23 protein-coding genes and 3 tRNA genes are annotated in these 25,480 nt (G+C 59.4%); 15 read left to right on the forward strand and 11 right to left on the reverse strand.

From position 1 onward, the window contains the following. Positions 1–72 precede the first annotated feature (72 nt). The 4 genes from L6D82_RS17710 to L6D82_RS17725 all read left to right on the forward strand — a co-directional run bounded on the left by L6D82_RS17710 (position 73) and on the right by L6D82_RS17725 (position 2,719). Positions 73–1,698: an ABC-F family ATP-binding cassette domain-containing protein gene (locus L6D82_RS17710; protein ID WP_236190671.1), complete on the forward strand. Its 1,626-nt coding sequence runs from the start codon at positions 73–75 to the stop codon at positions 1,696–1,698. Between the two features lie 71 nt (positions 1,699–1,769). Beyond that, the gene (locus tag L6D82_RS17715; protein ID WP_007958903.1) at positions 1,770–2,000 is read left to right on the forward strand and encodes a hypothetical protein; all 231 of its coding nucleotides are present in this window, start codon (positions 1,770–1,772) and stop codon (positions 1,998–2,000) included. 120 nt (positions 2,001–2,120) lie between these two features. Then, positions 2,121–2,351, forward strand: coding sequence for a hypothetical protein (locus L6D82_RS17720; protein WP_007958902.1), 231 nt, complete (start codon positions 2,121–2,123; stop codon positions 2,349–2,351). Between the two features lie 83 nt (positions 2,352–2,434). After that, a complete protein-coding gene (locus L6D82_RS17725) occupies positions 2,435–2,719 on the forward strand; it encodes a hypothetical protein (protein ID WP_134020264.1) in 285 nt (94 codons plus the stop codon). A gap of 89 nt (positions 2,720–2,808) precedes the next feature. On the opposite strand, the gene L6D82_RS17730 is transcribed toward L6D82_RS17725, so the two are convergent. From L6D82_RS17730 to L6D82_RS17770, 9 genes are all read right to left on the reverse strand, one after another. Next, positions 2,809–3,102 carry a hypothetical protein gene (locus tag L6D82_RS17730; RefSeq protein WP_085745524.1) on the reverse strand — a complete coding sequence of 98 codons (294 nt, stop codon included), beginning with the start codon at positions 3,100–3,102 and terminating at the stop codon, positions 2,809–2,811. A 182-nt stretch (positions 3,103–3,284) separates the two neighbouring features. Next, entirely contained in the window at positions 3,285–3,719 is a 435-nt protein-coding gene (locus L6D82_RS17735; RefSeq protein WP_085745523.1) for a hypothetical protein, read from the reverse strand. Between the two features lie 301 nt (positions 3,720–4,020). Next, a tRNA-Leu gene (locus L6D82_RS17740) sits at positions 4,021–4,107 on the reverse strand. A 195-nt stretch (positions 4,108–4,302) separates the two neighbouring features. Then, a tRNA-Cys gene (locus L6D82_RS17745) sits at positions 4,303–4,376 on the reverse strand. A gap of 47 nt (positions 4,377–4,423) precedes the next feature. Next, positions 4,424–4,499 (reverse strand) — tRNA-Gly (locus L6D82_RS17750). A 60-nt stretch (positions 4,500–4,559) separates the two neighbouring features. Beyond that, a complete protein-coding gene (pgsA, locus tag L6D82_RS17755) occupies positions 4,560–5,120 on the reverse strand; it encodes a CDP-diacylglycerol--glycerol-3-phosphate 3-phosphatidyltransferase (protein ID WP_085745522.1) in 561 nt (186 codons plus the stop codon). 32 nt (positions 5,121–5,152) lie between these two features. Continuing rightward, the gene (gene uvrC / locus L6D82_RS17760) at positions 5,153–6,976 is read right to left on the reverse strand and encodes an excinuclease ABC subunit UvrC (RefSeq protein WP_085745521.1); all 1,824 of its coding nucleotides are present in this window, start codon (positions 6,974–6,976) and stop codon (positions 5,153–5,155) included. Between the two features lie 2 nt (positions 6,977–6,978). Continuing rightward, positions 6,979–7,620 carry a response regulator transcription factor GacA gene (gene gacA, locus L6D82_RS17765; protein ID WP_032829778.1) on the reverse strand — a complete coding sequence of 214 codons (642 nt, stop codon included), beginning with the start codon at positions 7,618–7,620 and terminating at the stop codon, positions 6,979–6,981. A 127-nt stretch (positions 7,621–7,747) separates the two neighbouring features. Then, complete coding sequence (locus L6D82_RS17770; protein ID WP_102686091.1) at positions 7,748–8,191, reverse strand: GNAT family N-acetyltransferase; 444 nt, start codon at positions 8,189–8,191, stop codon at positions 7,748–7,750. Positions 8,192–8,840: 649 nt separating this feature from the next. Between L6D82_RS17770 and L6D82_RS17775 the strand changes: the two genes are divergently transcribed. Beyond that, complete coding sequence (locus L6D82_RS17775) at positions 8,841–9,911, forward strand: 3-deoxy-7-phosphoheptulonate synthase (protein ID WP_102718106.1); 1,071 nt, start codon at positions 8,841–8,843, stop codon at positions 9,909–9,911. A gap of 64 nt (positions 9,912–9,975) precedes the next feature. On the opposite strand, the gene L6D82_RS17780 is transcribed toward L6D82_RS17775, so the two are convergent. Further along, on the reverse strand, positions 9,976–11,094 hold the full coding sequence (locus L6D82_RS17780; protein WP_102718107.1) for a hypothetical protein: 1,119 nt from the start codon (positions 11,092–11,094) through the stop codon (positions 9,976–9,978). Between the two features lie 337 nt (positions 11,095–11,431). On the opposite strand from L6D82_RS17780, the gene L6D82_RS17785 reads away from it, so the two are divergent. From L6D82_RS17785 to L6D82_RS17830, 10 genes are all read left to right on the forward strand, one after another. Further along, entirely contained in the window at positions 11,432–12,301 is an 870-nt protein-coding gene (locus L6D82_RS17785; RefSeq protein ID WP_102686085.1) for an esterase/lipase family protein, read from the forward strand. 97 nt (positions 12,302–12,398) lie between these two features. Then, positions 12,399–12,680, forward strand: a complete 282-nt coding sequence (locus L6D82_RS17790) for a peptidylprolyl isomerase (RefSeq protein WP_007952068.1) — start codon at positions 12,399–12,401, stop codon at positions 12,678–12,680. A 134-nt stretch (positions 12,681–12,814) separates the two neighbouring features. Continuing rightward, the gene (locus L6D82_RS17795; protein ID WP_236190674.1) at positions 12,815–14,683 is read left to right on the forward strand and encodes an extracellular solute-binding protein; all 1,869 of its coding nucleotides are present in this window, start codon (positions 12,815–12,817) and stop codon (positions 14,681–14,683) included. Then, positions 14,683–15,744, forward strand: coding sequence for a microcin C ABC transporter permease YejB (locus L6D82_RS17800; RefSeq protein WP_102686083.1), 1,062 nt, complete (start codon positions 14,683–14,685; stop codon positions 15,742–15,744). Before L6D82_RS17795 ends, L6D82_RS17800 begins: the two co-directional genes overlap by 1 nt. After that, positions 15,744–16,766 carry an ABC transporter permease gene (locus L6D82_RS17805; RefSeq protein ID WP_085745516.1) on the forward strand — a complete coding sequence of 341 codons (1,023 nt, stop codon included), beginning with the start codon at positions 15,744–15,746 and terminating at the stop codon, positions 16,764–16,766. Before L6D82_RS17800 ends, L6D82_RS17805 begins: the two co-directional genes overlap by 1 nt. 13 nt (positions 16,767–16,779) lie before the next feature. Further along, positions 16,780–18,354, forward strand: a complete 1,575-nt coding sequence (locus tag L6D82_RS17810) for an ABC transporter ATP-binding protein (protein ID WP_102686082.1) — start codon at positions 16,780–16,782, stop codon at positions 18,352–18,354. A gap of 40 nt (positions 18,355–18,394) precedes the next feature. Next, positions 18,395–19,810, forward strand: a complete 1,416-nt coding sequence (locus L6D82_RS17815; RefSeq protein ID WP_102686081.1) for a sigma-54 interaction domain-containing protein — start codon at positions 18,395–18,397, stop codon at positions 19,808–19,810. A 273-nt stretch (positions 19,811–20,083) separates the two neighbouring features. Beyond that, positions 20,084–21,475 (forward strand): GntP family permease, encoded by a 1,392-nt coding sequence (locus L6D82_RS17820; protein ID WP_007952055.1) that lies wholly within the window; start codon positions 20,084–20,086, stop codon positions 21,473–21,475. A gap of 7 nt (positions 21,476–21,482) precedes the next feature. Continuing rightward, the gene (gene hbdH, locus L6D82_RS17825) at positions 21,483–22,256 is read left to right on the forward strand and encodes a 3-hydroxybutyrate dehydrogenase (RefSeq protein WP_236190676.1); all 774 of its coding nucleotides are present in this window, start codon (positions 21,483–21,485) and stop codon (positions 22,254–22,256) included. Positions 22,257–22,319: 63 nt separating this feature from the next. After that, positions 22,320–24,275, forward strand: coding sequence for an acetoacetate--CoA ligase (locus tag L6D82_RS17830; RefSeq protein WP_102686079.1), 1,956 nt, complete (start codon positions 22,320–22,322; stop codon positions 24,273–24,275). Positions 24,276–24,281: 6 nt separating this feature from the next. Here the strand turns inward: L6D82_RS17830 and L6D82_RS17835 are convergent, their stop codons facing one another. Continuing rightward, a complete protein-coding gene (locus tag L6D82_RS17835; protein WP_085745512.1) occupies positions 24,282–25,391 on the reverse strand; it encodes a PilT/PilU family type 4a pilus ATPase in 1,110 nt (369 codons plus the stop codon). Positions 25,392–25,480 lie beyond the last annotated feature (89 nt).

Genomic DNA, 25,480 nt, shown 5'->3' on the forward strand with positions numbered 1-25,480 from the left:
CCTTCAAAAATGTAATCGCGACACGCCATTCATGGCGCGTGTCAGTGTTCACGACATTTTCTGGAGGTGCCGATGACTCACGTCTCGCGTACGCCTGCTCTCGTCTCCCTGAATCAACTGGGTTTTCAGTTCGCCAATGGCGAGACGATGTTCACTGCACTCAATCTGAAATTCGATCACACCCCGACCGCCATCGTCGGGCGCAATGGCGTTGGCAAAAGCGTACTGGCGCGCCTGATCGCCGGAGAATGGCAACCCACCAGCGGCAGCGTGACGCGCGCCGTGGCGACAACCTACGTGGCGCAGAGCTTTGTCGCTGCACCCGGCGAGACGGTCGCCGAGTCCACCGGCAGCGCCGCGATTCTTCAGGCTCTGGACCGAATGAACCGGGGCTGCGGATCAGTCGAGGATTTCGATCTCATTGGCGAACAATGGGATCTGGCGGACCGTCTGCGCCGCCTGCTCGATGACGCCGGCCTGGCCGAAGTCGCCTTCACCGACGAGACCGGAAACCTCAGTGGTGGCCAGCAAGCGCGCATCGCACTGATTGGCGCGTTTTTGAGTCAGGCTCCGCTGCTGGTTCTCGATGAGCCGACCAACCATCTGGATGCACCAGGACGACAATGGCTGATGAACTTACTGGAACGCTGGCACACTGGTTTGATCGTCGTCAGCCATGATCGGCAGCTGCTCGACCGGATGCTGCGGATTGTCGAGTTGAGCGCGTCGGGGGCTATCGAATTCGGTGGCAATTACTCGGCATTCCGCGAGCATCAGCGGATCCATCAAGCCGCGGCGCAGGCACGCCTCGACCACGCCAGAAGCGAACGCCAGCGAGAGCGGATTCGGCTACGGCGCGAACACGACACGATACAGCGCCACGCCGCCAACTCGCGGCGCAACGCCGAAACCGCCAACATTGCCAGTTTCGAATACGTGGCGATCAAGGGCGCCGCGCGAGAGATCATGGGGCATGTACGTCAGGGTCATCAGGCCCGCAAGTCAGAGCTCGATGCCCAGGTGCGCGAGGCTTACGCCAAGGTGCAACCCGAGGACAGCGTGCTGATCAACCTGCCCGGGAGCGCGGTGCCGAACAACCGCCAGATCTGCTCGCTGGTTGACGCTCGGCTGCCCTGGCTGTCAAACGGCGCACTGAGCCTTACGATCCACGGCCCGATGCGCATCGCTGTCAGCGGTCCCAACGGCTGTGGCAAATCAACCCTGTTGAAAGCGCTCGCCGGGGAACTGACACCCGTCGATGGAACCGCCACGACTCACGTGCCCTTCGCATTCCTGGATCAGCAACTGGCGCAACTGGAGGATCAGCGTTCCATCACCGAACAGCTGATGATGCAAGGGACTGCGCTGACTGAAGGCACCCTACGCAGCTATCTCGCCCACTTGCAGCTGGATGCAAGCCGCGCCACGGCTCCCTGCGTTTCGTTGAGCGGTGGCGAGCGCCTGAAAGCCGCACTGGCGCTGGCCTTGTGGCGAACGGATCCTGCGCAGCTGTTGCTGCTGGATGAGCCGACCAACCATCTGGATCTGCCGTCGGTGGAAGCTTTCGAACGGGCGTTGCAGTCATTTCCGGGTGCCATTGTCGCCGTTTCCCACGATCAGGACTTCCTCGAGGCGTTGAATCCGACTCACCATCTGCGCTGGCACCCATTAGGCTGGCAACTGCACCCGACGAACTGACTTGGCTATTTTTTGCACGATTGCTCAGGGCTTCTATAGTTGATCTGGTACGAATCAGCCGCGGTGACGCCATGGAAGACATATTCGTCGTGAAGCGCTGCAACAAGATCGTCATCCACGGCCGGCGCGCCGGAGAGACTCTCCATGAGCCCGCAGAAGCCCTGGGCTGGTATCGCATCTGCGACACGCGAACCGGCGGTTTCATCGGCGATGGCTACGATCGGGAAGAAGACGCCCGCAAGGAATGTCATCGGCTCAACGCCGCCAGCTCGCGAGTGACCGCCCCCGAGTCGTCGGGCTGATAGCTGTCATTTACGGGTCTATACTCAAACCAGCTGAAGGAGCAGCGCCCCAACGGCAGAAAGCTCGCCCTTCGCGGGCTTTTTGCTGCCACCGAGCGGATTAATGAACGGAGGTGTTCCATGTCCGAAAGAGAGTCCATCACCACTCTCCTCACCTTGCTCGATGCCCGCGAAGCACGCCTCGCCGCGGCCTGCAAAGAGATCGCCGACTGGGTCGACCATCAAGGCGGGCACCCCACCGCCCTGCGCATCCGCGACCGGCTGAACGATATCGAAAAGGATACCCCGCTGATTCGCAGCACCCTGTCATCGCTCAAACCGATCGACCGGCCGTTGCCACGCTTCAGGTAGGCCATCGATTCACGGTGCGCGAATAAAGAACGTCCTTGGTCGTGAGAGGTCAATACCTTTACACGTCACCAAGGAGACGTCTTATGGTCATTCATTTCAAAGTCGACGGGCACCTGGCCTGCGGGCACAAGGGCAACAACCTCTCCGCCAGCAGCGAACTCAATCGTGTGAAGTGCCGCAGCTGCCGCAATACCGACGCATACAAGGATGCGCGCAAAGACCAGCGCAATGCGGCGCGGCGCGCGGCTCGCCACTCCAGGGCTGCACACTCCGCGTCCGACTGGCGTTCGGAGTGGATCGAGCGGTTGACCGCGATGGCCGGACTTCAGCGTTTGCCTAGAGGGTTTACCGGGCAAACTTTTGTCTGAGCAAAAAAAAATGGGCCGATTAAAACGGCCCATTTTTTTTGTTTGCTCAACGCCACGCTGATCATTGCTTATTAATGGAACAACGCGAATTACTTTGTTTCCTTCACCTGACAAACCCCATTGGCTTTGTTCTTGCCCGTGTAAGAAACATCAGGTGAGCCGTCGGGCATGATCGTCAGCGAGATGGTCACGCCACTGCCTTTGGCTTCGAAGGCGTTATCGTTGAATTTCTTCAGTTTCCCTTCTTTACCGTTGATATAGATCGGGCCGCCCTTGTCAGCATGGACCTCGATATTGCCCGGGCATGTTGCGTTCAACAGCGGGATGCCGGCTTGAGCAAAGCCTGAAGACATCAGCAAAACGCTCAATAGCAGTCGCTTCATCATCATTGTCCTGTGTTCGGTTGAGCCAGAAAGAAACACTAGCTCACTTCGCTCGCAATGACCGAAAAGTACACCTGGGATAGGAAAGGGAAAAAGGTGGTGGCTTTTCAAAACAGCGTTCAGACAAGAATCATGCGCATAAAAAGCCCGGCTCGGTGGCCGGGTTTTGGATGTTTTCAAACTCAGTATCGTTCTAACTGCCTTGTCTCGGTCTTGTTACACCGGATGCACGAAAGCGTTTTATGCGTATCGTTACGGGAGACCTCAGTCATGTAGTGGTCCTCCTTCTTCACCTGAGTGAAGCCGCATCTGATGCATTTTTCCTTCACCTTGCAAAAATCATCTGTGCCCATCTCGACGAAATCTTCATGCTTCACCTTTGAATCTTCGTGTTCGCAATGTACGCAGTTGCGAATCATCGTACAGGTATGATGGTTCTTGTAGGTAAACTCACCAAACTCATGCTTGTGTTTGGTCAAATGCTCAAAACAGTCAGGGCATGTTTTTTCCAGCAAACACGCCGGGCCACTAACAGCCTTGACATAGTCTCCGGCGTGAATGCCGACTCCGCATTTAGCTTTGAGAGCCAGCTCCTTGACCTTGTCGAAAAATCCCATTTTTTCCTCCGGCGTATTGTTCTTAACACCACTATGTCGTCTGCAAAGCTGAAATCTTTAATACAAAACCCGACGCTAGGCCGAGTTAAAGAAAGCCGTGCGCGTTTCGCGATACTTGTGCGCTATGGAAAACAAGGAGCAGCTCGGGCACACCACCGAAGTGTCGACGGAGAATGACACCCGGAAAAGGATCGGCAAGAAAGTCACCCCGACCAAGTGAGTTGCGGAGCAGGCTCCGAAATTGCGGAGCGCAAATGATAAGGGCCTGCATGAGTAAACTCACGCAAGCCCTTGATATTCATGGTGCCCGAAGCCGGAATCGAACCGGCACGCCCTTACGAGCGGGGGATTTTAAGTCCCATGCGTCTACCAGTTTCGCCATTCGGGCGGTAGCGCGGTGTTGCTTGGTTCTGATGACGATTCACAGTCCTGACAGGAACTGCATGTCGGCGGCAGAGGGGGAAATATATACATCACTTCCCGGTGAAGCAAGTTTGCAGTTGCGGTTTCAAAGACTAAATCTTTCAGTGCAACGCAAATAAAAAAGCTCCGTAAATCATGGATCTACGGAGCTTGTTTATAGTGGAGGCCGAGGTCGGAATCGAACCGGCGTAGGCGGATTTGCAATCCGCTGCATAACCATTTTGCTACTCGGCCTCAAAACATTTGCTGTCAGTAGCGAAACAACAAACGTTGTACAAACTTGGAGCGGGAAACGAGACTCGAACTCGCGACCCCGACCTTGGCAAGGTCGTGCTCTACCAACTGAGCTATTCCCGCTTGGTGTGGCGCATTCTATAGATTCCAGATGCCCCGTCAACCCTTTGATTCAAAAAAGTTTTATTTCTTTTCAACATCGGTCTTCAGATGTGGCCAGGCAGCGCGGAGGTATTGAACCATCGACCACAGGGTCAGGCCTGCAGAGACCATCAGCAACGCATAACCGACCAGAACCCAAAAGCTGAAATCTTTTGGATTGGCCAGCAGGATCACCAGCGCGAGCATCTGTGCAGCAGTTTTCCACTTGCCCAGATTCGACACGGCCACATGGGCCCGTGCACCAAGCTCGGCCATCCACTCACGCAATGCCGAAACTACGATCTCGCGACCGATGATGACAGCCGCCGGAAGTGTGAGCCAAAGATTGCCGTGTTCTTGCACCAGTAGCACCAGGGCAACGGCAACCATCAGTTTGTCAGCGACAGGATCCAGAAACGCACCAAACGGCGTGCTCTGCTCCAGGCGTCGCGCGAGATAGCCGTCCAGCCAGTCCGTTGCCGCCGCAAAGGCGAAAACCGAACTTGAGGCCAGATAGCTCCATTGGTAAGGCAGATAGAACAACAGAATGAAGATCGGGATGAGCAGGACGCGGAGAACGGTAATCAGATTAGGGATATTCATCGGCACAACTGGCTACGAGGTGAATGGGCATTCTACTCACTATGCAGGTTTGCATAAATCGACTCTGCTAGCTTTTTGCTGATCCCCGGTGCTTTGGCGATCTCTTCGATGCTTGCACGAGACAGCTCCTGCAATCCACCAAAATGTTTCAACAAGTCCCGACGCCGGGTTGGCCCGACGCCTGCTACGCCTTCGAGCGTTGACGTGCGGCGGGTCTTGCCGCGGCGTGCGCGGTGGCCAGTGATTGCAAAGCGATGGGCTTCGTCACGAATCTGCTGGATCAGATGCAGCGCCGGCGAATCACCCCGCAAGGTGAACTCGTGCGCCGCATCATTCAGATACAAAGTCTCGAATCCCGCCTTGCGCGTGGCACCCTTGGCGACCCCCAGCAAGATCAGATCCGGGACAGCCAGCTCGTTGAGCACATCACGCGCCATCGACAGCTGCCCCTTGCCGCCGTCCACCAACAGGATGTCCGGCAATTTGCCCTCGCCTTCCTTCAACTTGCTGAAGCGTCGGGTCAGGGCCTGATGCATGGCGGCATAATCGTCGCCGGCGGTCACGCCTTCTATGTTGTACCGACGGTAATCCGATTTGATCGCCCCCTCCGGGCCGAACACCACGCAGGAGGCCACCGTGGCTTCACCGCTGGAGTGGCTGATGTCATAGCACTCCAGCCGTTGCGGCGGCTCGTCGAGGTTCAACACTTCTGCCAATGCCTCGAAACGCGCGGCAACGTGCTGACGGTTGGCCAGCCGGGCGCCCAGCGCCTGTTCGGCATTGGTCACAGCCAGTTGCTGCCAGCGCGCCCGTGTGCCGCGTACCCGATGGCTGATAGTCAGCTCACGTCCGCGCAGCGCCTGAATGGCCTCGATCAGCGCAGGGAAGTCTTCGTGCACGACGTTGACGATCAGTTCGCTCGGCAAATCGCGTTCAGGGCTGCTGATGAAGTATTGCCCGAGGAAAGCGGCCATGACCTCGGCCACTTCTTCTTCAATCCCGACTTGTGGGAAGAAGTTCTTGCTGCCAAGCACCCGCCCTCCCCGCACGCTGATCAGGTGGACACAGGCACCGCCCGGATTGACGAACGCAGCGATCACATCGATGTCGCCGGTACCGCCCTCCATGCTCTGTTGATCCTGCACCCGACGCAGCAAGGCAATCTGGTCGCGCAGTTCGGCGGCGCGTTCGAATTCGAGGTTGATTGCTGCCTCTTCCATCGCCGTCGACAGCTCATTGGTCAACGCATGACTGCGCCCTTCGAGGAACATCACCGAGTGACGCACGTCCTCGGCGTAAACCTCAGGCTCGACCAATCCGACGCAGGGCGCCTTGCAACGCTTGATCTGATATTGCAGGCACGGCCGGGTCCGGTTCTTGTAGTAGCTGTCCTCGCACTGACGCACGAAGAACGTTTTCTGCAGAAGACTGAGACTTTCGCGAATCGCCCCGGCACTCGGATAGGGACCGAAATACTTGCCCTTGGCCTTTTTAGCCCCGCGATGAATGCTCAGGCGCGGGAATTGCCCGTCAGACAAAAAGACATAGGGATAGGATTTATCGTCGCGCAGCAGGATGTTGTACGGCGGCCGCCACTCCTTGATCAGGGTTTGCTCGAGCAGCAACGCCTCTGTCTCGTTGGACGTGATGGTGGTTTCGACCTGGGCGATACGCCCGACCAGTGCCGCGGTTTTCGGCGCCAGGCCTGTCTTGCGAAAGTAACTGGCCAGACGTTTCTTGAGGTTCTTCGCCTTGCCGACGTACAGCAGACGCGCATCGCTGTCGAACATGCGGTACACGCCGGGGCGCCCACTGACGGTCGAAAGAAAGGCGCCCGAATCGAATGCTTCAGTCATGGTCAGAGGCTGGCATCAACCATGCCGTGTCGAACCGCCAACAGCGTCAGTTCGACATCGCTGCTGATCGAGAGCTTCTCGAAAATGCGGTAGCGGTAGGTGTTAACGGTTTTCGGCGAAAGGCACAATTTGTCGGAAATGATCTGAACCTTCTGACAGCCGACAATCATCAGCGCAATCTGGATTTCCCGTTCAGACAACGCATCGAACGGTGAATCGTTGGTCGGCTGAAAGGATTTGATTGCCAGTTGCTGGGCAATTTGCGGGCTGATGTAGCGCTGGCCGGCAAATACCAGGCGAATGGCCTGAACCATTTCCGGCAATCCGGCGCCCTTGGTCAGATACCCCGCCGCACCGGCCTGCAACAACCGTGTGGGAAACGGATCTTCCTCGCACACAGTGACCGCGACCACTTTGATGTCGGGATGACTTCGCAACAGTTTGCGCGTGGCTTCGAGACCGCCGATGCCTGGCATCTTGACGTCCATCAGCACCACGTCGGGCTTCAACTCACGAGCCTTGATGAGGGATTCTTCCCCGGACTCGGCCTGGCCTACCACCTGCAGGCCATCGATATCGGCCAGCATCCGTGTAATGCCTGTACGAACGAGATCATGGTCGTCGACCACTAGCACCCTAATCAAGCAGACACCTCGCGATATGGTCTTATTGGGATGCCGGACACCTTAGCAAAAAGTGCCGGGCAGACCTAGCGGCAAGCAACATATAAAAAGTTTCAACTTTTCATCGAGAGCTTGCCAGCCGTGGGTTTCAGAGCACAGGTGTACTGAAATCGAGCTGCATTCGCAGGAAACACTCGTCCTCGCCCTGCACAATCATTCCTTTTCTTCGATACAGGTTTTGCGCCGGATTATTTTTGAACACTGTCAGGCGCAAGGCCGGGCGACTCTCACGCCGAGCCATCGCAACAACCTGATCGATCGCCCAGGATCCCGCGCCCTGGCCTTGAGCGCTTTCGACGATCTGCAATTCTCGGATGTACACAGCCCGCGCATCTCGACTCAGACTGAAATACCCCGTCAATTCGCCATCACGAAGGATCAACCAGCTTTCGCGGCCAGCCCAAGCGACATCAAACGCCTCGTCCTGCCACAGCAAGTCATAGTGAATGTAGTAGCGGAGCATGTTTCGGCAAGTCAGCTCTCGTACAAACGACAGGTCGGCGGACGTTGCCTGGCGCAACTCAAAACTCATTCCTGCCTCGATCTTAGTCAAGTTCATGCACCTTCCTTGAGCGCAAGTTCAGAAAGCAGAGTGTGTCACACCTTTGCAGGCGCTCAACCCATAGAGGCCCTCTTACGCGTTCAATAGCATTTTCTGATTGCTGACGCGCAGCAGCCTCTAGTAAGCTCGGCGCATTCTTTGGAGACAGTTCATGTTCAACGCCCTTTCACAGCTTCGTACTGCCAGCGCCTCGCGTTCGGTTGCAGCTGCCCGGGCGAATGGCGTCTGCGCTGCTCCTGCAAGCTTTTATTTTGGGTATTGGTTTAGCCACTGGCGCGCCTGATACCCAACCGGCGCCCATTTGAACGGGTCGCCTACCAGAGATTTCTCAACCCCCGGTCGGCCTCCCGACCGGGGGTTTTGTTTTTTCAGGCCCTAATTTTTTCAGCAACACACCAGACACTTTGAGGATTCAACCAATGAACTACGCCACTTATTACCGTTACGACAGTTTTACCGCCTGGCGATTTACCAGCCTCCGCTCGGGACAGCCTGCCGCCTCCGATCGGTCACCCATAGGTGGCAAGCCAACACACGTAGCCAATCCGGCCAATTGTCGAACACCCCAGTAGGGCCGAGTGAGCGGGAAGCACCCGCCGTCCGCCCAGGAAGACCGAATATGAACTCGTCCGTTTCTGCTCTGCCACTGCCCACCCTTAACCCTGCCAACGAAGCATTGACCCTGCGTCTGCCGAGTTCGCTGCAACTCAAACAGCAATTGCCCCTGAGCAGTGCGCTGAACCAGCAAGTCGTCGCCCACCGCCAGGCGGTCCGCGCGATTCTCGATGGCCATGACCCGCGTTTGCTGGTAGTCGTCGGCCCCTGCTCGATTCACGACCCCGAGTCCGCGCTTGAATACGCCAGCAAACTTTCGCGCCTGGCCGAAGAAGTCCGTGATGACATGCTGCTCGTGATGCGTGCCTACGTCGAAAAACCTCGCACCACCGTCGGCTGGAAAGGCCTTGCCTATGACCCTCATCTGAATGGTAGCGACGATATGGCTGCCGGCCTCACGCTGTCGCGCGAACTGATGCTGGAAATGATCCGCCTCGGGCTCCCGATTGCCACCGAACTGCTGCAGCCCATGGCTGCCGGGTACTTCGATGACTTGCTGAGCTGGGTCGCCATTGGCGCCCGCACGACCGAGTCACAGATCCACCGGGAAATGGCCAGCGGACTGAGCATGCCGGTCGGCTTCAAAAACGGCACCGATGGCGGTGTGACCGTCGCCGTTGACGCAATGCGTTCGGCAGCCCATGCCCATCGCCATTTCGGCGTAGACAGCCAGGGCCACCCGGCAATCATCCAGACCCCGGGCAACCCGGACACCCACCTGGTGCTGCGTGGAGGTCACCAAGGGCCGAACTACGACCGCGAAAGCGTTGCCGTCATCAACACCGAGTTGAACCGCCTGAAGATCCCGAGCCGGATTATGGTCGATTGTAGCCATGCCAACAGTGGCAAGGACCCGCTCCGCCAGCCGGGCGTGTTCAACGATGTGCTGGAGCAGCGACTGCAAGGTAACCGCTCGTTGATCGGCATGATGCTCGAGTCGCACCTGTTCGAGGGATGCCAGCCCCTGAGCGAGTCGCTTCGTTATGGCGTTTCGGTGACCGATGGCTGCCTCGGGTTCGATGCAACAGAACGCTTGTTGCTGGATGCCGCGCAACGCATTCGACAACAGTCCTGACAGCCAAGCCGCCCTCCGGTGTGTCATTCACCCGGAGGGCCAGCCGATGCTCAATGTCGACACATCAACCCTTTACTCGCAGCAGTTTCACACCGGACATTTGACTCACATCATCAAGCCTCTCGACCGAATAGGACACTTGCACAAGGGTGTCCACATGTTCGCGCCAGAATCGATACGGCACGATGAAAACCAACGGCTGCATCGCCATTCCGTTGATTATTTCGCGATCATCGCGGTGGAAAAATGACTCACCGTCGCATTTGAGATAAACCAGCTCACCCTCTTCCACCCGCGCATCGCTGATCAGCACACTCACGCCGTCGATTGCATCCTCCACGTTGAGCACTCCGTCATCGGCTTCGAGTACCTGGGGCGCCGCCAATACACCTCTTTCAAGAGGAGCGATGCTGATTCGAGTCTCACCTGATTCTCGAATCGCGCCGCTCTGCTGTTCAACACAGTATCGGACCACCACCTCCCCGCCGAGATGCGGCGTGATGAATTCGGGCGCGATCCCCAGCACCAGAGGCCGACCGACAGCAAAGGACTCGACGATCAGCGTGTCTCGAAGTGATGCTCCCTGCACGGCCCCCTCCCAGATCAACCGCACCCGGTCGCCAGCACTCATACCCGCATAAGGCTGAAGCGTGACCGATGTCCCATCGATCACACGTGCGGGGTCGAGGCTGCCCCCAACGGCATCCTCGAGAGTGGCCGGCAGCAGGCTGCACCGAACGTCTCCGACATCCAGTTGCCTGCGCAAGGAAATCACTGGTTCCGGCCGCGCGGCACTGGTCAATGTCCAGAACATCTCCAGCGAACCTCCGTCCAGCGCTGCCACGTGTGCGCCCCGGACGACCAGAACGATCGCCCTTCCCAGTTGGGCTTCGCTGATAAATCGCGGTATTTCATGGTGATAAGGCAGACCCTCGATATCGTGGCCACGCCAGCTCAACACGATCCGGTCCCCGCATGCCATACCCGGATAGGGGGCAATCCGCACGACAACCCGGCTCAGTGAGGGATCAAGGACAGCACCTTCCAACGAATCGATTGAGGGTACGGGCAGTGATAGAGACTGCTCGCGTGCATGACAATGCTCGAACGCCCCGACTCTTTCAGCATCCATCCCATTGGCTCGCTCCCGCGAAGCTGTTGCCTGTGCATCCGTCATGTTCATTAGCTGCTCCATTCCCTGGAAGTGACACGCTGCCGAAGAGCAGCGTGAAAGAGCCTCTATTTAACGCGCTTCATCGATCACCCGATGTCAGCCCCACACCCGGCGGGACAGGGTTAACTGCACTGAAGCGGGTAGGCAAAAAAAGGAAAAACACGCTGGATAAGGCGAGAACCCTCCAAATATTCAGAACGGGACCTCATTCAAAAGTGAAATTTCATACACACACTGATCCAGATTCCAACGCATTAGGAGGACTCTTCAGGCATCGCAAGTGCAGCGACTGTTTTAGAGTGGCACGCAGACAACTTCGATGAATCTCTGCGATCAAGGACGAAAAATGCAACGAAATGCAACGACTCTTTATCCCGTTCTGCTGGTGCATGGTCTGTTCGGATTCGAGCGCATCGGCCCTTTCGAACTGTTCCATGACGTCAAACAGGCACTCAAGGCTGCCGGAGTACAGGTATTCGTGCCGCACTTGTCGGCCGTCCATGACAACGAAATGCGAGGCGAGCAACTGTTATCGCAAATCGAATGTGTGCTAAGAGGCACAGGTGCCACCAAAGTCAACCTGATCGGGCACAGCCAGGGTGCACTGTCTGCTCGATATGCTGCAGCGCTTGCCCCAAACAAGGTCGCGTCCGTGACTTCGGTCAGCGGCCCCAACCATGGCTCGGAGCTGGCAGACTTCCTGCGCAAGGCGTTGATCCCCGGACGACTGCCGGAGGCCGTTGCCCAGAACGTCGCCACGCTGTTTGCCGACTTTCTGTCATTGGTCAGCGGGCAAGAAAAACTGCCTCGCAATGCGCTGGCTGCACTCAACGCGCTGACGACAGAGGGCGTTGGCAAATTCAATGACAAATACCCGCAGGGCCTTCCCGAAACCTGGGGTGGCCAGGGTGCCGAGCGGGTCGATGGCGTTCGCTATTATTCGTGGAGTGGCGTTGTGCCGGAATTGACCGTGCAGTCCCTCGACCCGGTGCAAGGCATCTGCCTGGCCCTGTCGGAATATTTCATTACAGAACCCGCGCAGAACGACGGTTTTGTCGGCCGTTTCAGCTCTCACCTCGGCACCGTGATCCGCTCCGATTATCCGCTCGACCATTTGCGCAGCCTGCGTCGGGGCATCGGCCAGCGCACCACAGAAAACGATCCCGTCGAGCTCTACATCGAACACGCCCTGCGCCTGCAAGCAGCTAATCTCTAGGGGCCGGTATCAGACGAGCGAATGGAACTTTGGCGAGAAATAGGCCACTGAATCCGGTAGGCTCCCCCTTTTACTGATTTGATTGGAGAGTTTCCCCATGGCTAAAGCCACTGCCCGCCACATCCTGGTTTCCAGCGAAGCCAAGTGCAACGAACTCAAGGCCCAGATCGAAGGTGGCGCTGATTTCGCCGAAGTGGCCAAGGCCAACTCCACTTGCCCGTCCAGCCGTCAGGGCGGCGACCTGGGTTCGTTCGGTCCTGGCCAGATGGTCAAGGAATTCGACACCGTGGTGTTCAGCGCACCGATCAACGTCGTGCAAGGCCCGGTGAAGACCCAGTTCGGCTACCACCTGCTGGAAGTCACCAGCCGTCAGGACTGATTTCAGCCCGACCTGCTGTGCAACGGCCCGCCTGATGGCGGGCCGTTTTGTTTTGGTTACACCACACCGCTGGCGAACGGCGCGCCGCTCGCGTACAAATTGCGCTTATCGATTACCCGGCTTTAAGGCTGACAATGCGACTGGCTTTCCCGACTTTGATGTTCACTGCCGTGACCCTGCTGCTCGGGATCACCGGTGTGGACGCCGCACCGCAGCATGCGATGACCGTCTATGGCGAACCGGCAAAATACCCGCCCGGCTTCAGTCACTTCGATTACACCAACGTCCGGGCGCCCAAGGGCGGGACGATGCGCCGCTCGGCCATCGAGATCGGCCACTTCGACCATGTCCTGCCGTACATCGACAAAGGCATCGGCGTCAGCCAGATCGACGGCCTGCTGTATTCCCCGTTGGCCCAGCGCTCGCTCGACGAGCCCTACACCGTATACGGCCTCGTGGCGCAGAAAATGGAACGCTCGGATGACGGCCTGTCGTTGCGCTTCTTTATCAATCCCAAGGCCCGCTTCGCCGATGGCAAGCCGATCACCGCCGAAGACGTGCGCTACACCTATGATTTGCTGATGACCCAGGGCAGCCTGCGTTATCGCACCCAGTTCGCCGACGTCAAAGGCGTCGAAGTCGAAGCCCCGCTCACCGTGCGCTTCGATTTCAAGAGCAACGAAAACCGCACCCTGCCCCTGGACATCGCGACCCTGCCGGTATTTCCCGAGCATTGGTGGAAGACCCGTGATTTCGCCGGCGGTGGCGGCTATGAACCGCCGCTGGGCAGCGGCCCGTATCGGGTCGGCAAGGTCGACTCCGGGCGCAGCATCACCTTTGAACGCAATCCCGACTGGTGGGGCAAGGACCTGCCGGTCAGCCGTGGCCTGTACAACTTCGATCACTTCAGCATCGAGTACTTCGGCGACACCGACGTCGCCCGCCAGGTCCTGCGCGGCGGCGCCTACGACTACAACCGTGAGTTCTCCGCCACCGGCTACTCCATCGGCTACGAGAGCCCGGCCCTGAGCGACGGTCGTCTGCAAAAGGCTCATCTGGCCACCGAAGCGCCGCAGTCGGCACAGGGCTTCGTGTTCAACCTGCAAAAGCCGATGTTCCAGGATCGCCGCGTCCGTCAGGCACTGGCCATGCTCTGGGATTTCGAATGGAGCAACCGGCAGATGATGCGCAACATGTACATCCGTCAGCAGAGTTACTTTTCCAACAGCGATCTGGCCGCCCGCAAGCTGCCGGACGCCGCCGAACTGAAGATTCTCGAACCCTTGCGCGGACAGATTCCCGACGAGGTGTTCACCCAGGTCTTCGAAGCGCCGAAGACCGATGGCAGCGGCATTATTCGCGACAAACAACTGCAAGCGCTGGAGTTGCTGGAACAGGCCGGCTGGAAACCCGATGGCGACCAGTTGGTCAACGACCATGGCGAGCCGTTGAGCTTCACTTTCCTGGTCAGCCAGAACGGCATGGATCGCCTGCTGTTGCCTTATAAACGCACGCTGAAACAGATCGGCATCAACCTCGACATCCGTCGCATCGATTCCTCGCAGTACGTCAACCGGCTGATGAGTCGCGACTACGACATGATCGTCACCGGTTACCCGGTCACCACCTCCCCCGGCGGCGAACTGTTGAACTACTTCGGTTCAGCATCGGCCAACGATCCCGGCGCCAACAATTACATGGTGCTGAAGAACCCGGCGGTCGACACCTTGATCAACGGCCTGATCCGCGCCTCGACCCAGGCCGACATGCTGCGTTATGCCCATGCGCTGGACCGGGTGCTGCAATGGAACTACTACTGGATTCCCAACTATTACCCGCCGGGCACGTCGACCGTGTGGTGGAACCGCTTCGGTATTCCCACCGTGCAGGCGAGCAATGACGAAGCGATCGAGAGCTGGTGGGAAATCAGCAGCACGCCGCTGACCAACCAGCAGATGACGGCCGAGAAAATCAGCCGTGGCAGACCCGGAGGGCCGCACTGATGTGGGCTTACATACTGCGACGCCTGCTGCTGATCATTCCAACGCTGGTGATCATTCTGCTGGTGAATTTTGTGATCATCCAGGCCGCGCCGGGTGGTCCGGTCGAACAGGCCATCGCCCACCTGCAAGGCATCGGCGGCGCCAGTGTCGGCGGCGGTACGAGCGAGACCATGAGCGGCACGTCCCGCGCCAGTCGCGGCCTCGATCCGCAGCTGATCAAGGACATCGAAAAACAGTACGGCTTCGATAAACCCGCCCATGAACGCCTGTGGCTGATGCTCAAGAACTACGCGCAGCTGGATTTCGGCAAGAGCTTCTTCCGCGGCGCCACGGTCACCGACCTGATCCTGCAGAAAATGCCGGTGACCATTTCCCTCGGCCTGTGGGCGACGCTGATCACTTATCTGGTGTCGATCCCGCTGGGTATCCGCAAAGCCGTGCACCACGGCAGTCATTTCGATATCTGGAGCAGCACGGCAATCATCATCGGCTACGCCATGCCGGCATTCCTGTTCGCGATGTTCCTGATCGTGGTGTTCGCCGGTGGCACCTCGCTGAACTGGTTTCCGGTGCGCGGTCTGGTGTCCGATAACTTCGAATCCCTGTCGACGCTGGGCAAGATCACCGACTACTTCTGGCATCTGGTATTGCCGGTCACGGCGCTGGTGATCGGCGGGTTCGCCACCTTGACCATCCTCACCAAAAACTCGTTCCTCAATGAGATCACCCGCCAATACGTGGTCACCGCTCGCGCCAAAGGCCTGAGCGAAAACCGGGTGCTGTACGGGCATGTGTTCCGCAACGCGATGCTGCTGGTGGTGTCGGGCATTCCCCAGGCGTTCATCAGCGTGTTCTTTGCCGGTTCGTTGCTGATCGAAGTGATCTTCTCCCTCGACGGCCTCGGGCGCATGAGTTACGAAGCAGCCGTGTCCCGTGACTATCCGGTGGTGTTCGGCTCGCTGTTCATCTTCACCCTGTTCGGCCTGCTGATAAAACTGATCGGCGACCTGTGCTACACGCTGGTCGACCCGCGCATCGACTTCGCCGCGAGGAACGCCTGATGTTCAAGCTCTCGCCTCTGGGCCGTCGCCGCTTCGAACGCTTCAAGAAAAACCGCCGGGGCTGGTGGTCGCTGTGGCTGTTTATCGGCCTGTTTCTGCTTAGCCTCGGCGGCGAACTGATCGCCAACGACAAGCCATTGGTCGTCAGTTATCAGGGCCAATGGTACTTCCCGGTATTCAAGCGCCACACCGAACAGGAGTTCGGCGGACAACTGCCGTTCCAGGCCGACTACCGCAGCGACTACGTGCAGAAGCTGATCCGCAAGGACGGTGGCTGGCTATTGTTTCCGCCGATTCCATTCAGTGACGACACCCCGAACTACGACCTCAACAAACCGGCACCGAGCCCGCCGACTTCAGTCAACTGGCTGGGCACCGACGATCAGGCGCGTGACGTACTGGCTCGGGTGATCTTCGGCGCGCGGGTGTCGATCCTGTTCGCCCTGATGCTGACCTTCGTCAGCGCCCTGATCGGCATCGCGGCCGGCGCCCTGCAGGGCTATTACGGCGGCTGGGTCGATCTGCTCGGCCAGCGATTGCTGGAGGTCTGGTCAGGACTGCCGGTGCTTTACCTGCTGATCATTCTTTCGGGATTCGTCGAGCCGAACTTCTGGTGGCTGCTGGGGATCATGGCGCTGTTCTCCTGGCTGGCGCTGGTGGACGTGGTACGCGCCGAGTTTCTGCGCGGTCGCAATCTCGAGTACGTCAAGGCTGCCCGAGCCTTGGGCTTGAGCGATCGCAAGGTGATTGTCCGGCACATCCTGCCCAACGCGATGAACGCAACCCTGAGCTATCTGCCCTTTATTCTGACCGGGGCGATTTCGACCCTGACCGCGCTGGATTTCCTCGGCTTCGGCATGCCCGCCGGCAGCGCGTCACTGGGCGAGCTGATCAGTCAGGGCAAGCAGAACCTGCAAGCGCCGTGGCTCGGGTTGACCGCGTTTTTCACCCTGGCGCTGATTCTTTCCCTGTTGGTATTCATCGGCGAAGCGCTGCGCGATGCCTTTGACCCGCGCTCATGAACGGATATTTGATATGACTGACAACCTGATCGAAATCCGTGACCTCAGCGTTGCCTTCCATGGCCAGACCGTAGTGCGCAACCTGTGCCTGGACATCCGCCCCGGCGAGTGCCTGGCACTGGTCGGCGAATCGGGCTCGGGCAAATCGGTGACGGCCCACTCGATCCTGCAACTGCTCCCCGAATGCGATGCCCGGACCACCGGCAGCATCCGCTATCGTGGGCAGGAACTGGTCGGCGCCGATCCCAAGACCCTGCGCGACCTGCGGGGTAACCGCATCGCCATGATTTTCCAGGAGCCGATGACCTCGCTCAATCCGCTGCACACGATTGAAAAGCAGATCGGCGAAACCCTGTTGCTGCACCGTGGCCTCGGTGGCAAGGAAGCTCAGGCGCGAATCCTCGAACTGCTCGAACTGGTGGGCATCCAGAAATCGAAAGAACGGCTGAAGGCTTATCCGCATCAACTGTCCGGCGGCCAGCGCCAACGGGTAATGATCGCGATGGCCCTGGCCTGCGAACCTGAATTACTGATCGCCGACGAGCCGACCACCGCCCTCGACGTGACCGTACAGCGCAAGATCCTGTTGCTGCTCAAGTCTCTGCAACGGCGCCTGGGCATGTCGCTGCTGCTGATCAGCCATGACCTCAATCTGGTGCGCAGCATCGCCCAACGGGTGTGCGTGATGAAGGCCGGGGAAATCGTCGAGCAGGCGCCGTGCGAAACCCTGTTCACCGAACCGAAACACCCTTACAGCTGCGTGTTGCTCAACGCTGAACCGGAAGGCGAAGCACTGCCCCGGGACGAACGCGAGAACGTGCTGGAAGTCGATGACCTGCGGGTTGATTTCACGGTCGGCGGCGGGCTGTTCCAGCGCAAGCAATACCTGCGCGCGGTGGATGGCATCAGCCTGAACATCCAGCGCGGCAAGACGCTGGGCATTGTCGGCGAGTCCGGTTCGGGCAAGTCGACCCTCGGCCAGGCGATTCTACGGCTGCTCGACTCCAAGGGCAGCATCCGCTTCCAGGGCACGGCCCTCGACGGCCTCGACCAGAAACAGATGCGGCCGTGGCGCCGGCAGATGCAGGTGGTGTTCCAGGATCCGTTCGGGAGCCTCAGCCCGCGCATGTCGGTGGCGCAGATCATCAGCGAAGGGCTGGAAGTGCATTGCCAGTCCACTGCCGACGAGTGCGACGACCAGGTGATCCGCGTGCTCAAGGAAGTAGGGCTCGATCCCGAAAGCCGTCATCGCTATCCCCATGAGTTCTCCGGTGGCCAGCGTCAGCGCATTGCCATCGCCCGGGCATTGGTACTCAAACCCGCGCTGATCCTGCTCGACGAACCGACCTCGGCACTGGATCGCACCGTGCAGAAACAGGTGGTCGCCCTGCTCCGCCAGCTTCAGGAAAAACATGGCCTGACGTATCTGTTCATCAGCCACGATCTGGCCGTGGTGCGGGCGTTGGCCCACGACATGATCGTGATCAAGGACGGCAAGGTGGTCGAAAGCGGCGCCAGCCATGACGTGTTCGACTCACCGCAGCATCCCTATACCAAAGAGCTGTTGGCGGCGGCGCATCCGGGATAGGCATAATCGCGCCACCTGACTTCCGCCAATGGACGCCGCCATGAACACCACCGAAAGCCTTAAGGATTACCAACGGGTTCGCACGCTGGCGATCCGTTCGTTGTTCGAGATCATCGAGCAATCCAGTGAAGGCACGGTGATTGTCGACCGCGACGCGAACATCGTCTGGATGAACGAGCGCTATGCGCGGCGCTTCGGGCTCGACTCCGCCGCCGGGGCCATCGGCAAGCCTTGCGAAAGCGTGATCCCCGGCAGCCTGCTGCGCGAAGTGGTGCGCACCGGGCGGCCAATTCTGTTGGACATGCAGGACACCCCGAAAGAACCGCTGGTGGTGATGCGCCTGCCGATTCATGACGACGCCGGCGCGGTGATCGGCGCCATCGGTTTTGCCCTGTTCGACGAACTGCGCACGCTGTCGCCGATGCTCAAGCGCTACCTGAGCATGCAGGAAGAGCTGGCCTCGACCCGCTCGCTGCTGCGTGCCCGCCAGACCAAATACAACTTCGCCCACTTCATCGGCACCAGCGCTGCCAGCCTCGAGGTCAAGCGCCGTGCCCGTCGCAGCGCGAGCGCCGAGTCGCCGGTTCTGTTGCTGGGCGAAACCGGCAGCGGCAAGGAATTGCTGGCCCAGGCGATCCATGGCGCTTCACCTCGGGCGCACAAGGCGTTTGTCAGTATCAATAGCGCGGCGATTCCCGAGGCGTTGCTTGAAGCCGAGTTCTTCGGCACCGCGCCGGGCGCTTTCACCGGCGCCGACCGCAAGGGTCGCACCGGCAAGTTGCAGATCGCTCAGGGCGGGACGCTGTTTCTCGACGAGATCGGCGACATGCCACTGCCGCTGCAAAGCAAATTGCTGCGGGTGTTGCAGGAAAAGGAATTCGAACCTGTCGGTTCCAATGAAGTAATCCAGAGCGATGTGCGGGTGATTGCCGCGACCTCGACGGATCTGGAAGCGGCGATCAAGCGCGGCGAGTTCCGCGCGGATTTGTACTACCGCCTCAACGTGTTGCCGATTCAGGTGCCGCCGCTGCGAGAGCGGCTGGATGATCTGCCGGCGCTCAGTGAAGCGATTCTTGAGGAGTTGCGCAGTCAGCACGAGTTGAACCGCGAAGCGCTGGAGCTGTTGGGACAGCACGCGTGGCCGGGGAATATCCGCGAGTTGCGAAACGTGCTGGAGCGAGCAGCACTGCTCAGTGATGACTTGATGCTGACGGCGGATGACATTCGTGCCGCGATTGGCACGTTCGCACCGGTTGAGCGAACGCTGGTGCCTCTCTCAGAGCCAATAACCAACGAAACCTTCAGTCAGGCTCGCGAGCGGTTTGACCGGCAGTTGATTCAATCCACCCTCGCGCAATGCGGGGGCAAGGTGATCGAGGCGGCTGAGCGGCTGGGACTGGGGCGGTCGACGCTTTACAAGAAAATGATTGCACTGGGGATCGCGGAGTCTCAATAGAGAGACACCATTCCCCATATAGAGACAACATTAAAAGCATCGCGGGCGAGCCCGCTCTCCCGGGGGAATGCGTACAACTGTGGGAGCGGGCTTGCCCGCGATATCGTCCTCACAGTTATAGAAGTCTCCAAACAGAGACAAAAACTCCAAAACTACCGCCGAATATCAAATTAATTCCTTTTATTTCAACAACTTAACTATCTGGCACAGATCTCGCTTCAGGCCTCCCCACACCCGTTCCACCCACAAAAATAACAATCGAAGGAGCACACCATGAGTGTGATCATCGCCTTGGCAGCCCTCGCGCTGCTGATGCTCGCGGCCTACCGTGGCTACAGCGTTATCCTTTTTGCCCCGATCGCCGCCCTCGGAGCCGTGCTGCTCACCGACCCGTCTGCCGTCGCCCCTGCTTTCACCGGGGTGTTCATGGAGAAGATGGTCGGCTTCATCAAACTCTACTTTCCCGTGTTCCTGCTCGGCGCCGTGTTCGGCAAGCTGATCGAACTGTCGGGTTTCTCCCGCTCGATCGTCGCGGCAGCGATTCGTCTGCTCGGCACCCGCCAGGCGATGCTGGTGATCGTGCTGGTCTGCGCCCTGCTCACCTACGGCGGCGTTTCGCTGTTCGTCGTGGTGTTCGCGGTCTACCCGTTCGCAGCGGAAATGTTCCGCCAGAGCAACATCCCCAAGCGCCTGATTCCGGCGACCATCGCCCTCGGCGCGTTTTCGTTCACCATGGACGCCCTGCCCGGCACGCCGCAGATCCAGAACATCATCCCCAGCACCTTTTTCAACACCACGGCGTGGGCAGCGCCATGGCTGGGTGTGATCGGCACGATTTTCGTGTTCTGCGCCGGCATGCTGTTCCTGCAGCGCCAACGCAACAAGGCTCAGCGTGCCGGTGAAGGCTACGGCACCGAACTGCGCAACGAACCGGAAACCGCCGAAGACCTTAAGCTGCCGAACCCGTGGATTGCCCTGTCGCCGCTGCTGGCGGTGGGCATCATGAACCTGCTGTTCACCCAGTGGATTCCGCAGTGGTACGGCAAGACCCACAGCCTCGCGCTGCCGGGCATGGCCGCGCCGGTCACTACCGAGATCGCCAAACTCACGGCGATCTGGGCGGTGCAGGCAGCCTTGCTGGTGGGCATTCTGATGGTGCTGGCGTTCGGTTTTAAAGCGATCAAAAGCAAGCTCGCCGAGGGCAGCAAAAGCGCAGTCAGCGGTGCACTGCTGGCGGCGATGAACACTGCGTCGGAATACGGTTTCGGTGCGGTCATCGCCTCGTTGCCGGGTTTCCTGGTGCTGGCCGACTGGCTCAAGAGCATTCCCAATCCGCTGGTCAACGAAGCGATTACCGTGACCCTGCTGGCCGGTATCACCGGTTCTGCTTCGGGCGGCATGAGCATCGCGCTGGCAGCGATGTCGGAGCAATTCATCAGCGCCGCCCACGCCGCCAACATTCCGCTGGAAGTGCTGCACCGGGTGGCCGCGATGGCCAGCGGCGGCATGGACACCCTGCCGCACAACGGCGCCGTGATCACCCTGCTCGCCGTCACTGGTCTCACCCACCGTGAGGCCTACAAGGACATTTTCTGTATTACGCTGATCAAGACCCTGGCGGTTTTCGTGGTGATCGGCACTTTCTACGCCACTGGCATTGTGTGAGGTATTGATGACGACTCTTTATGGCAAGACCGCAATGGTTACCGGCTCCACCAGCGGCATCGGGCTGGGCATCGCCCTGACGCTGGCCAAGGCCGGCGCCAACCTGATCCTCAACGGTTTTGGCGACGCCTCCAAGGTGATCGCCGAAGTCGAGCAGTACGGCGGCAAGGTCGGCCATCACCCGGCGGACGTCAGCGACCCGGCGCAGATCGCCGACATGATCGCCTATGCCGAGCGCGAGTTCGGCGGCGTGGACATTCTGGTCAACAACGCAGGCATCCAGCACGTCGCGGCGGTGGAAGAATTTCCGGTAGAGCGCTGGGATTCGATCATCGCGATCAACCTGTCGTCGGTGTTTCACAGCACTCGCCTGAGCCTGCCGGGCATGCGCGCCAAGGGATGGGGGCGGATCGTCAACATCGCCTCGGTGCACGGCCTGGTCGGCTCCACCGGTAAAGCTGCGTATGTGGCGGCCAAGCATGGCGTGATCGGCCTGACCAAGGTGGTCGGCCTGGAAACCGCCGCCAGCAACGTGACCTGCAACGCGATCTGCCCGGGCTGGGTGCTGACGCCGCTGGTGCAGAAACAGATCGACGATCGCGCAGCCAAGGGTGTCGACCCGCAGCAGGCGCAGCACAATCTGCTGGCCGAGAAACAGCCGTCGCTGGAGTTCGTCACCCCGGCACATCTGGGTGAGCTGGTGTTGTTTCTGTGCAGCGAGGCCGGCAGCCAAGTGCGTGGTGCCGCGTGGAATATCGATGGCGGGTGGCTCGCGCAATAAGCTTGCAATTGATCGCTCCCACGCTGTCGTGGGAGCCTTCTGACCAACAATAAGAGGCAAACCATGTCCGACATTCTCTGGCAGCCCGATGCCAAACGCATTGCCCGGTCCCGCATGGACGGCTTTCGGCACTTCATCAATCAACGCCATCACCTGCACCTCGACGATTACCCGGCCCTGCATCAATGGTCCATCGACCAGCGCGAAGCGTTCTGGCAGGCGATCGTGGATTTCTTCGGCATCAGATTTCACACCCAACCGGACGCCGTTCTGCGTGGAGGCCTGAAAATGCCGGGTGCCGAATGGTTTCCCGGCGCCACGTTGAATTTCGCCGAACACCTGTTGAGCCGACGCGACGATGCCATCGCCGTGATCGCTATCGGGGAAAACGGCCAGCGTGAGCTGCTGACCTGGGCCGAACTGGCCCAGCAAGTCGCCGGTTTTCAGGCCAGCCTGCAAGCGGCCGGCGTCGTGGTCGGCGACCGGGTTGCCGCCTGCATGCCCAACACCTGGCAAACCCTGGTGGCGATGCTCGCGACCACCAGTCTCGGCGCAATCTGGTCGTGCTCATCGCCGGACTTCGGCACCCACGGCGTGATCGACCGCTTTGGCCAGATCGAACCGAAAGTGCTGATCACCTGCGCCGGTTACCGCTATGCCGGCAAAGAGATCGACCAGACCGTCAAGATCAATGAAATCCTCGAACAACTGCCGACCTTGCAGCAGTTGATCATCGTGCCCTACGCGCGACCTCAGGCCCATGCCACGGATTACCGGACACCCGCCAACGTCACGCTGTGGGACGACTTCTATGAACCGGGCGATGAGCCGCAGTTCGTCCCGGTGCCGTTCGATCATCCGCTGTACGTGCTGTATTCCAGCGGCACCACCGGCGTACCGAAGTGCATTGTTCACAGCACCGGCGGCGTGTTGCTGCAACACGCCAAGGAGCACGGGCTGCATGTCGACCTGGGCCCCGGCGACCGTCTGTTCTACTACACCACCTGCGGCTGGATGATGTGGAACTGGCTGGTCTCGGCACTAGCGGTCGGCAGCGCGGTGGTGCTGTATGACGGCTCACCGTTTTATCCGGACAACGAGCGATTGCTGGAGCTGCTCGACGACGAGCAGGTCAGCGTGTTCGGCACCAGCCCGAAATTCCTCGCGACCCTGGAAAGCAGCGGCATCAAGCCGCGCGAAAGCTACGACCTGAGCCACCTGAAAACCCTGCTTTGCACCGGCTCCGCGCTGTCGCCGCAGAGTTATGACTTCGTTTATCGCGACTTCAAACCGGACGTGTGCCTGTCCTCGATGTCCGGTGGTACGGACATCGTGTCCTGCTTCGTCAACGGTAACCCGATGTCGGCGGTTCGCCGGGGCGAGATCATGGGCAAGAGCCTGGCCATGGCGGTGGAAGTGTGGAATGACGCCGGGCAACCGGTGATCGGCGAAAAAGGTGAATTGGTATGCACTCGACCATTCCCGGCGATGCCCATCGGACTCTGGAACGATCCCGATGGCGAAAAGCTGCGCAAATCCTATTTCAGCCAGTTCCCCGGCGTCTGGGCCCAGGGTGACTATGCCGAACAACTGCCCCACGGCGGGATGCTGATTCACGGCCGCTCCGACGCTGTGCTCAACCCCGGCGGCGTGCGCATCGGCACGGCGGAGATCTACCGGCAGGTGGAAAAAGTCCCGCAAGTGCTGGACAGCGTCGCCATCGGCCAACAGTGGCAGGACGACGTGCGCGTGGTGCTGTTCGTACGCCTCAAGGATGGCCTAACGCTGGATGAGGCACTGCAACAGCAGATCCGCCAGGTGATCCGCGCCAACACCACACCGCGCCATGTGCCGGCGAAGATCGTCGCGGTCACTGACATTCCGCGCACCATCAGCGGCAAGGTGGTGGAGCTGGCCGTGCGCAATGTGGTGCACGGTGATCCGGTGAAAAACACCGATGCCCTCGCCAATCCGCAAGCGCTTGAGCAGTTTCGCGACCGGGTCGAACTTCGCGACTGAAGCCTGTCAGTCCATCAGTCCCCATTCGCCGGTCGAGGGCGGTGGGGACGGCATGGTGTCGGCGTGCAGCTTCAGACGCAGGCGCAGGTTATTCACCGAATCAGCATTTTTCAGGGCCTCGTCTTCATCGATCACCCCTTCTGCTACCAGCGCGAACAGTGCACCGTCAAAGGTCTGCATGCCCAGTTCCGCCGATTTTTCCATGATGGTTTTCAGCTCACCAAAATCATTGCGCCGGATCAGGTCGGCAATCGTCGGCGTGCCCAGCATCACCTCGGCGGCGGCCCGTCGCTGACCGTCCCGGGTTCGCACCAGACGCTGGGAGACGAACGCCTTGAGGTGATTGCCCAAGGCATGCAGCAATTGCGGGCGGCGCTCTTCGGGAAAGAAATTGATGATCCGGTCCAGCGCCTGATTGGCGTTGTTGGCGTGCAATGTCGACAGCACCAGATGCCCGGTTTCGGCGAAGGCCAGCGCATGTTCCATGGTCTCGCGATCACGGATTTCGCCGATCAGCACCACGTCCGGGGCCTGGCGCAGAGTATTTTTCAGCGCAGCGTGAAAGCTGCGGGTATCGACCCCGACTTCGCGCTGGTTGATGATTGATTTTTTGTGGCGATGGATGTATTCCACCGGGTCTTCAATGGTGATGATGTGCCCGCTGCTGTGGCGATTGCGATGGTCGATCAGCGCCGCCAGCGACGTCGACTTGCCCGAGTCGGTGGCGCCGACGAACAGGATCAGGCCTTGCTTGAGCATCACCGAATCGAGCAATACCGGCGGCAGTTTCAAATCTTCGAATCGCGGAATGTCGAGTTTGACGTTACGAATAACGATCGACACGTCATTGCGTTGTTTGAAGATGTTGACCCGGAAGCGGCCGATCCCGGTGCGGGAAATCGCCAGGTTCATTTCCAGATCCCGGTCGAACTCCCGTCGTTGTTCGGCGTCCATCAGGGAAACCGCGATACTGGCCACCTCACCGGGTTTGAAGGGCTGCTCGCTCAAGGGCGTGAGCACCCCGTCGAACCGCGCACTGGGTGGTGCGCCCGTGGACAGGAACAGATCCGAACCGTGGCGGCTCGCCAGTTGTTTGAGCAATGCATCGATTTCCATGGCCAAAAGCACCTGCGAAGCTTTCAATGAACACAAGACCGCGCCGTGACGCGACGTGCCTTACAGCGTCTACCGCACTAGGATAGTAG

Source organism: Pseudomonas paraglycinae (assembly GCF_021601625.1).
Classification (GTDB): domain Bacteria; phylum Pseudomonadota; class Gammaproteobacteria; order Pseudomonadales; family Pseudomonadaceae; genus Aquipseudomonas; species Aquipseudomonas paraglycinae.

Excerpts from the sequence above, each read along its gene's own strand:
- L6D82_RS17835 (WP_085745512.1), bottom strand. The coding sequence starts at position 25,391 with ATGGAAATCGATGCATTGCTCAAACAACTGGCGAGCCGCCACGGTTCG.
- L6D82_RS17790 (WP_007952068.1), top strand. The coding sequence starts at position 12,399 with ATGGCTAAAGCCACTGCCCGCCACATCCTGGTTTCCAGCGAAGCCAAG.
- L6D82_RS17735 (WP_085745523.1), bottom strand. The coding sequence starts at position 3,719 with ATGGGATTTTTCGACAAGGTCAAGGAGCTGGCTCTCAAAGCTAAATGC.
- L6D82_RS17780 (WP_102718107.1), bottom strand. The coding sequence starts at position 11,094 with ATGAACATGACGGATGCACAGGCAACAGCTTCGCGGGAGCGAGCCAAT.
- L6D82_RS17800 (WP_102686083.1), top strand. The coding sequence starts at position 14,683 with ATGTGGGCTTACATACTGCGACGCCTGCTGCTGATCATTCCAACGCTG.
- L6D82_RS17805 (WP_085745516.1), top strand. The coding sequence starts at position 15,744 with ATGTTCAAGCTCTCGCCTCTGGGCCGTCGCCGCTTCGAACGCTTCAAG.
- L6D82_RS17770 (WP_102686091.1), bottom strand. The coding sequence starts at position 8,191 with ATGAGTTTTGAGTTGCGCCAGGCAACGTCCGCCGACCTGTCGTTTGTA.
- uvrC (WP_085745521.1), bottom strand. The coding sequence starts at position 6,976 with ATGACTGAAGCATTCGATTCGGGCGCCTTTCTTTCGACCGTCAGTGGG.
- L6D82_RS17830 (WP_102686079.1), top strand. The coding sequence starts at position 22,320 with ATGTCCGACATTCTCTGGCAGCCCGATGCCAAACGCATTGCCCGGTCC.
- L6D82_RS17715 (WP_007958903.1), top strand. The coding sequence starts at position 1,770 with ATGGAAGACATATTCGTCGTGAAGCGCTGCAACAAGATCGTCATCCAC.
- L6D82_RS17815 (WP_102686081.1), top strand. The coding sequence starts at position 18,395 with ATGAACACCACCGAAAGCCTTAAGGATTACCAACGGGTTCGCACGCTG.
- L6D82_RS17710 (WP_236190671.1), top strand. The coding sequence starts at position 73 with ATGACTCACGTCTCGCGTACGCCTGCTCTCGTCTCCCTGAATCAACTG.
- L6D82_RS17775 (WP_102718106.1), top strand. The coding sequence starts at position 8,841 with ATGAACTCGTCCGTTTCTGCTCTGCCACTGCCCACCCTTAACCCTGCC.
- L6D82_RS17795 (WP_236190674.1), top strand. The coding sequence starts at position 12,815 with ATGCGACTGGCTTTCCCGACTTTGATGTTCACTGCCGTGACCCTGCTG.
- L6D82_RS17730 (WP_085745524.1), bottom strand. The coding sequence starts at position 3,102 with ATGAAGCGACTGCTATTGAGCGTTTTGCTGATGTCTTCAGGCTTTGCT.
- L6D82_RS17720 (WP_007958902.1), top strand. The coding sequence starts at position 2,121 with ATGTCCGAAAGAGAGTCCATCACCACTCTCCTCACCTTGCTCGATGCC.
- L6D82_RS17725 (WP_134020264.1), top strand. The coding sequence starts at position 2,435 with ATGGTCATTCATTTCAAAGTCGACGGGCACCTGGCCTGCGGGCACAAG.
- L6D82_RS17785 (WP_102686085.1), top strand. The coding sequence starts at position 11,432 with ATGCAACGAAATGCAACGACTCTTTATCCCGTTCTGCTGGTGCATGGT.
- hbdH (WP_236190676.1), top strand. The coding sequence starts at position 21,483 with ATGACGACTCTTTATGGCAAGACCGCAATGGTTACCGGCTCCACCAGC.
- L6D82_RS17820 (WP_007952055.1), top strand. The coding sequence starts at position 20,084 with ATGAGTGTGATCATCGCCTTGGCAGCCCTCGCGCTGCTGATGCTCGCG.
- L6D82_RS17810 (WP_102686082.1), top strand. The coding sequence starts at position 16,780 with ATGACTGACAACCTGATCGAAATCCGTGACCTCAGCGTTGCCTTCCAT.
- pgsA (WP_085745522.1), bottom strand. The coding sequence starts at position 5,120 with ATGAATATCCCTAATCTGATTACCGTTCTCCGCGTCCTGCTCATCCCG.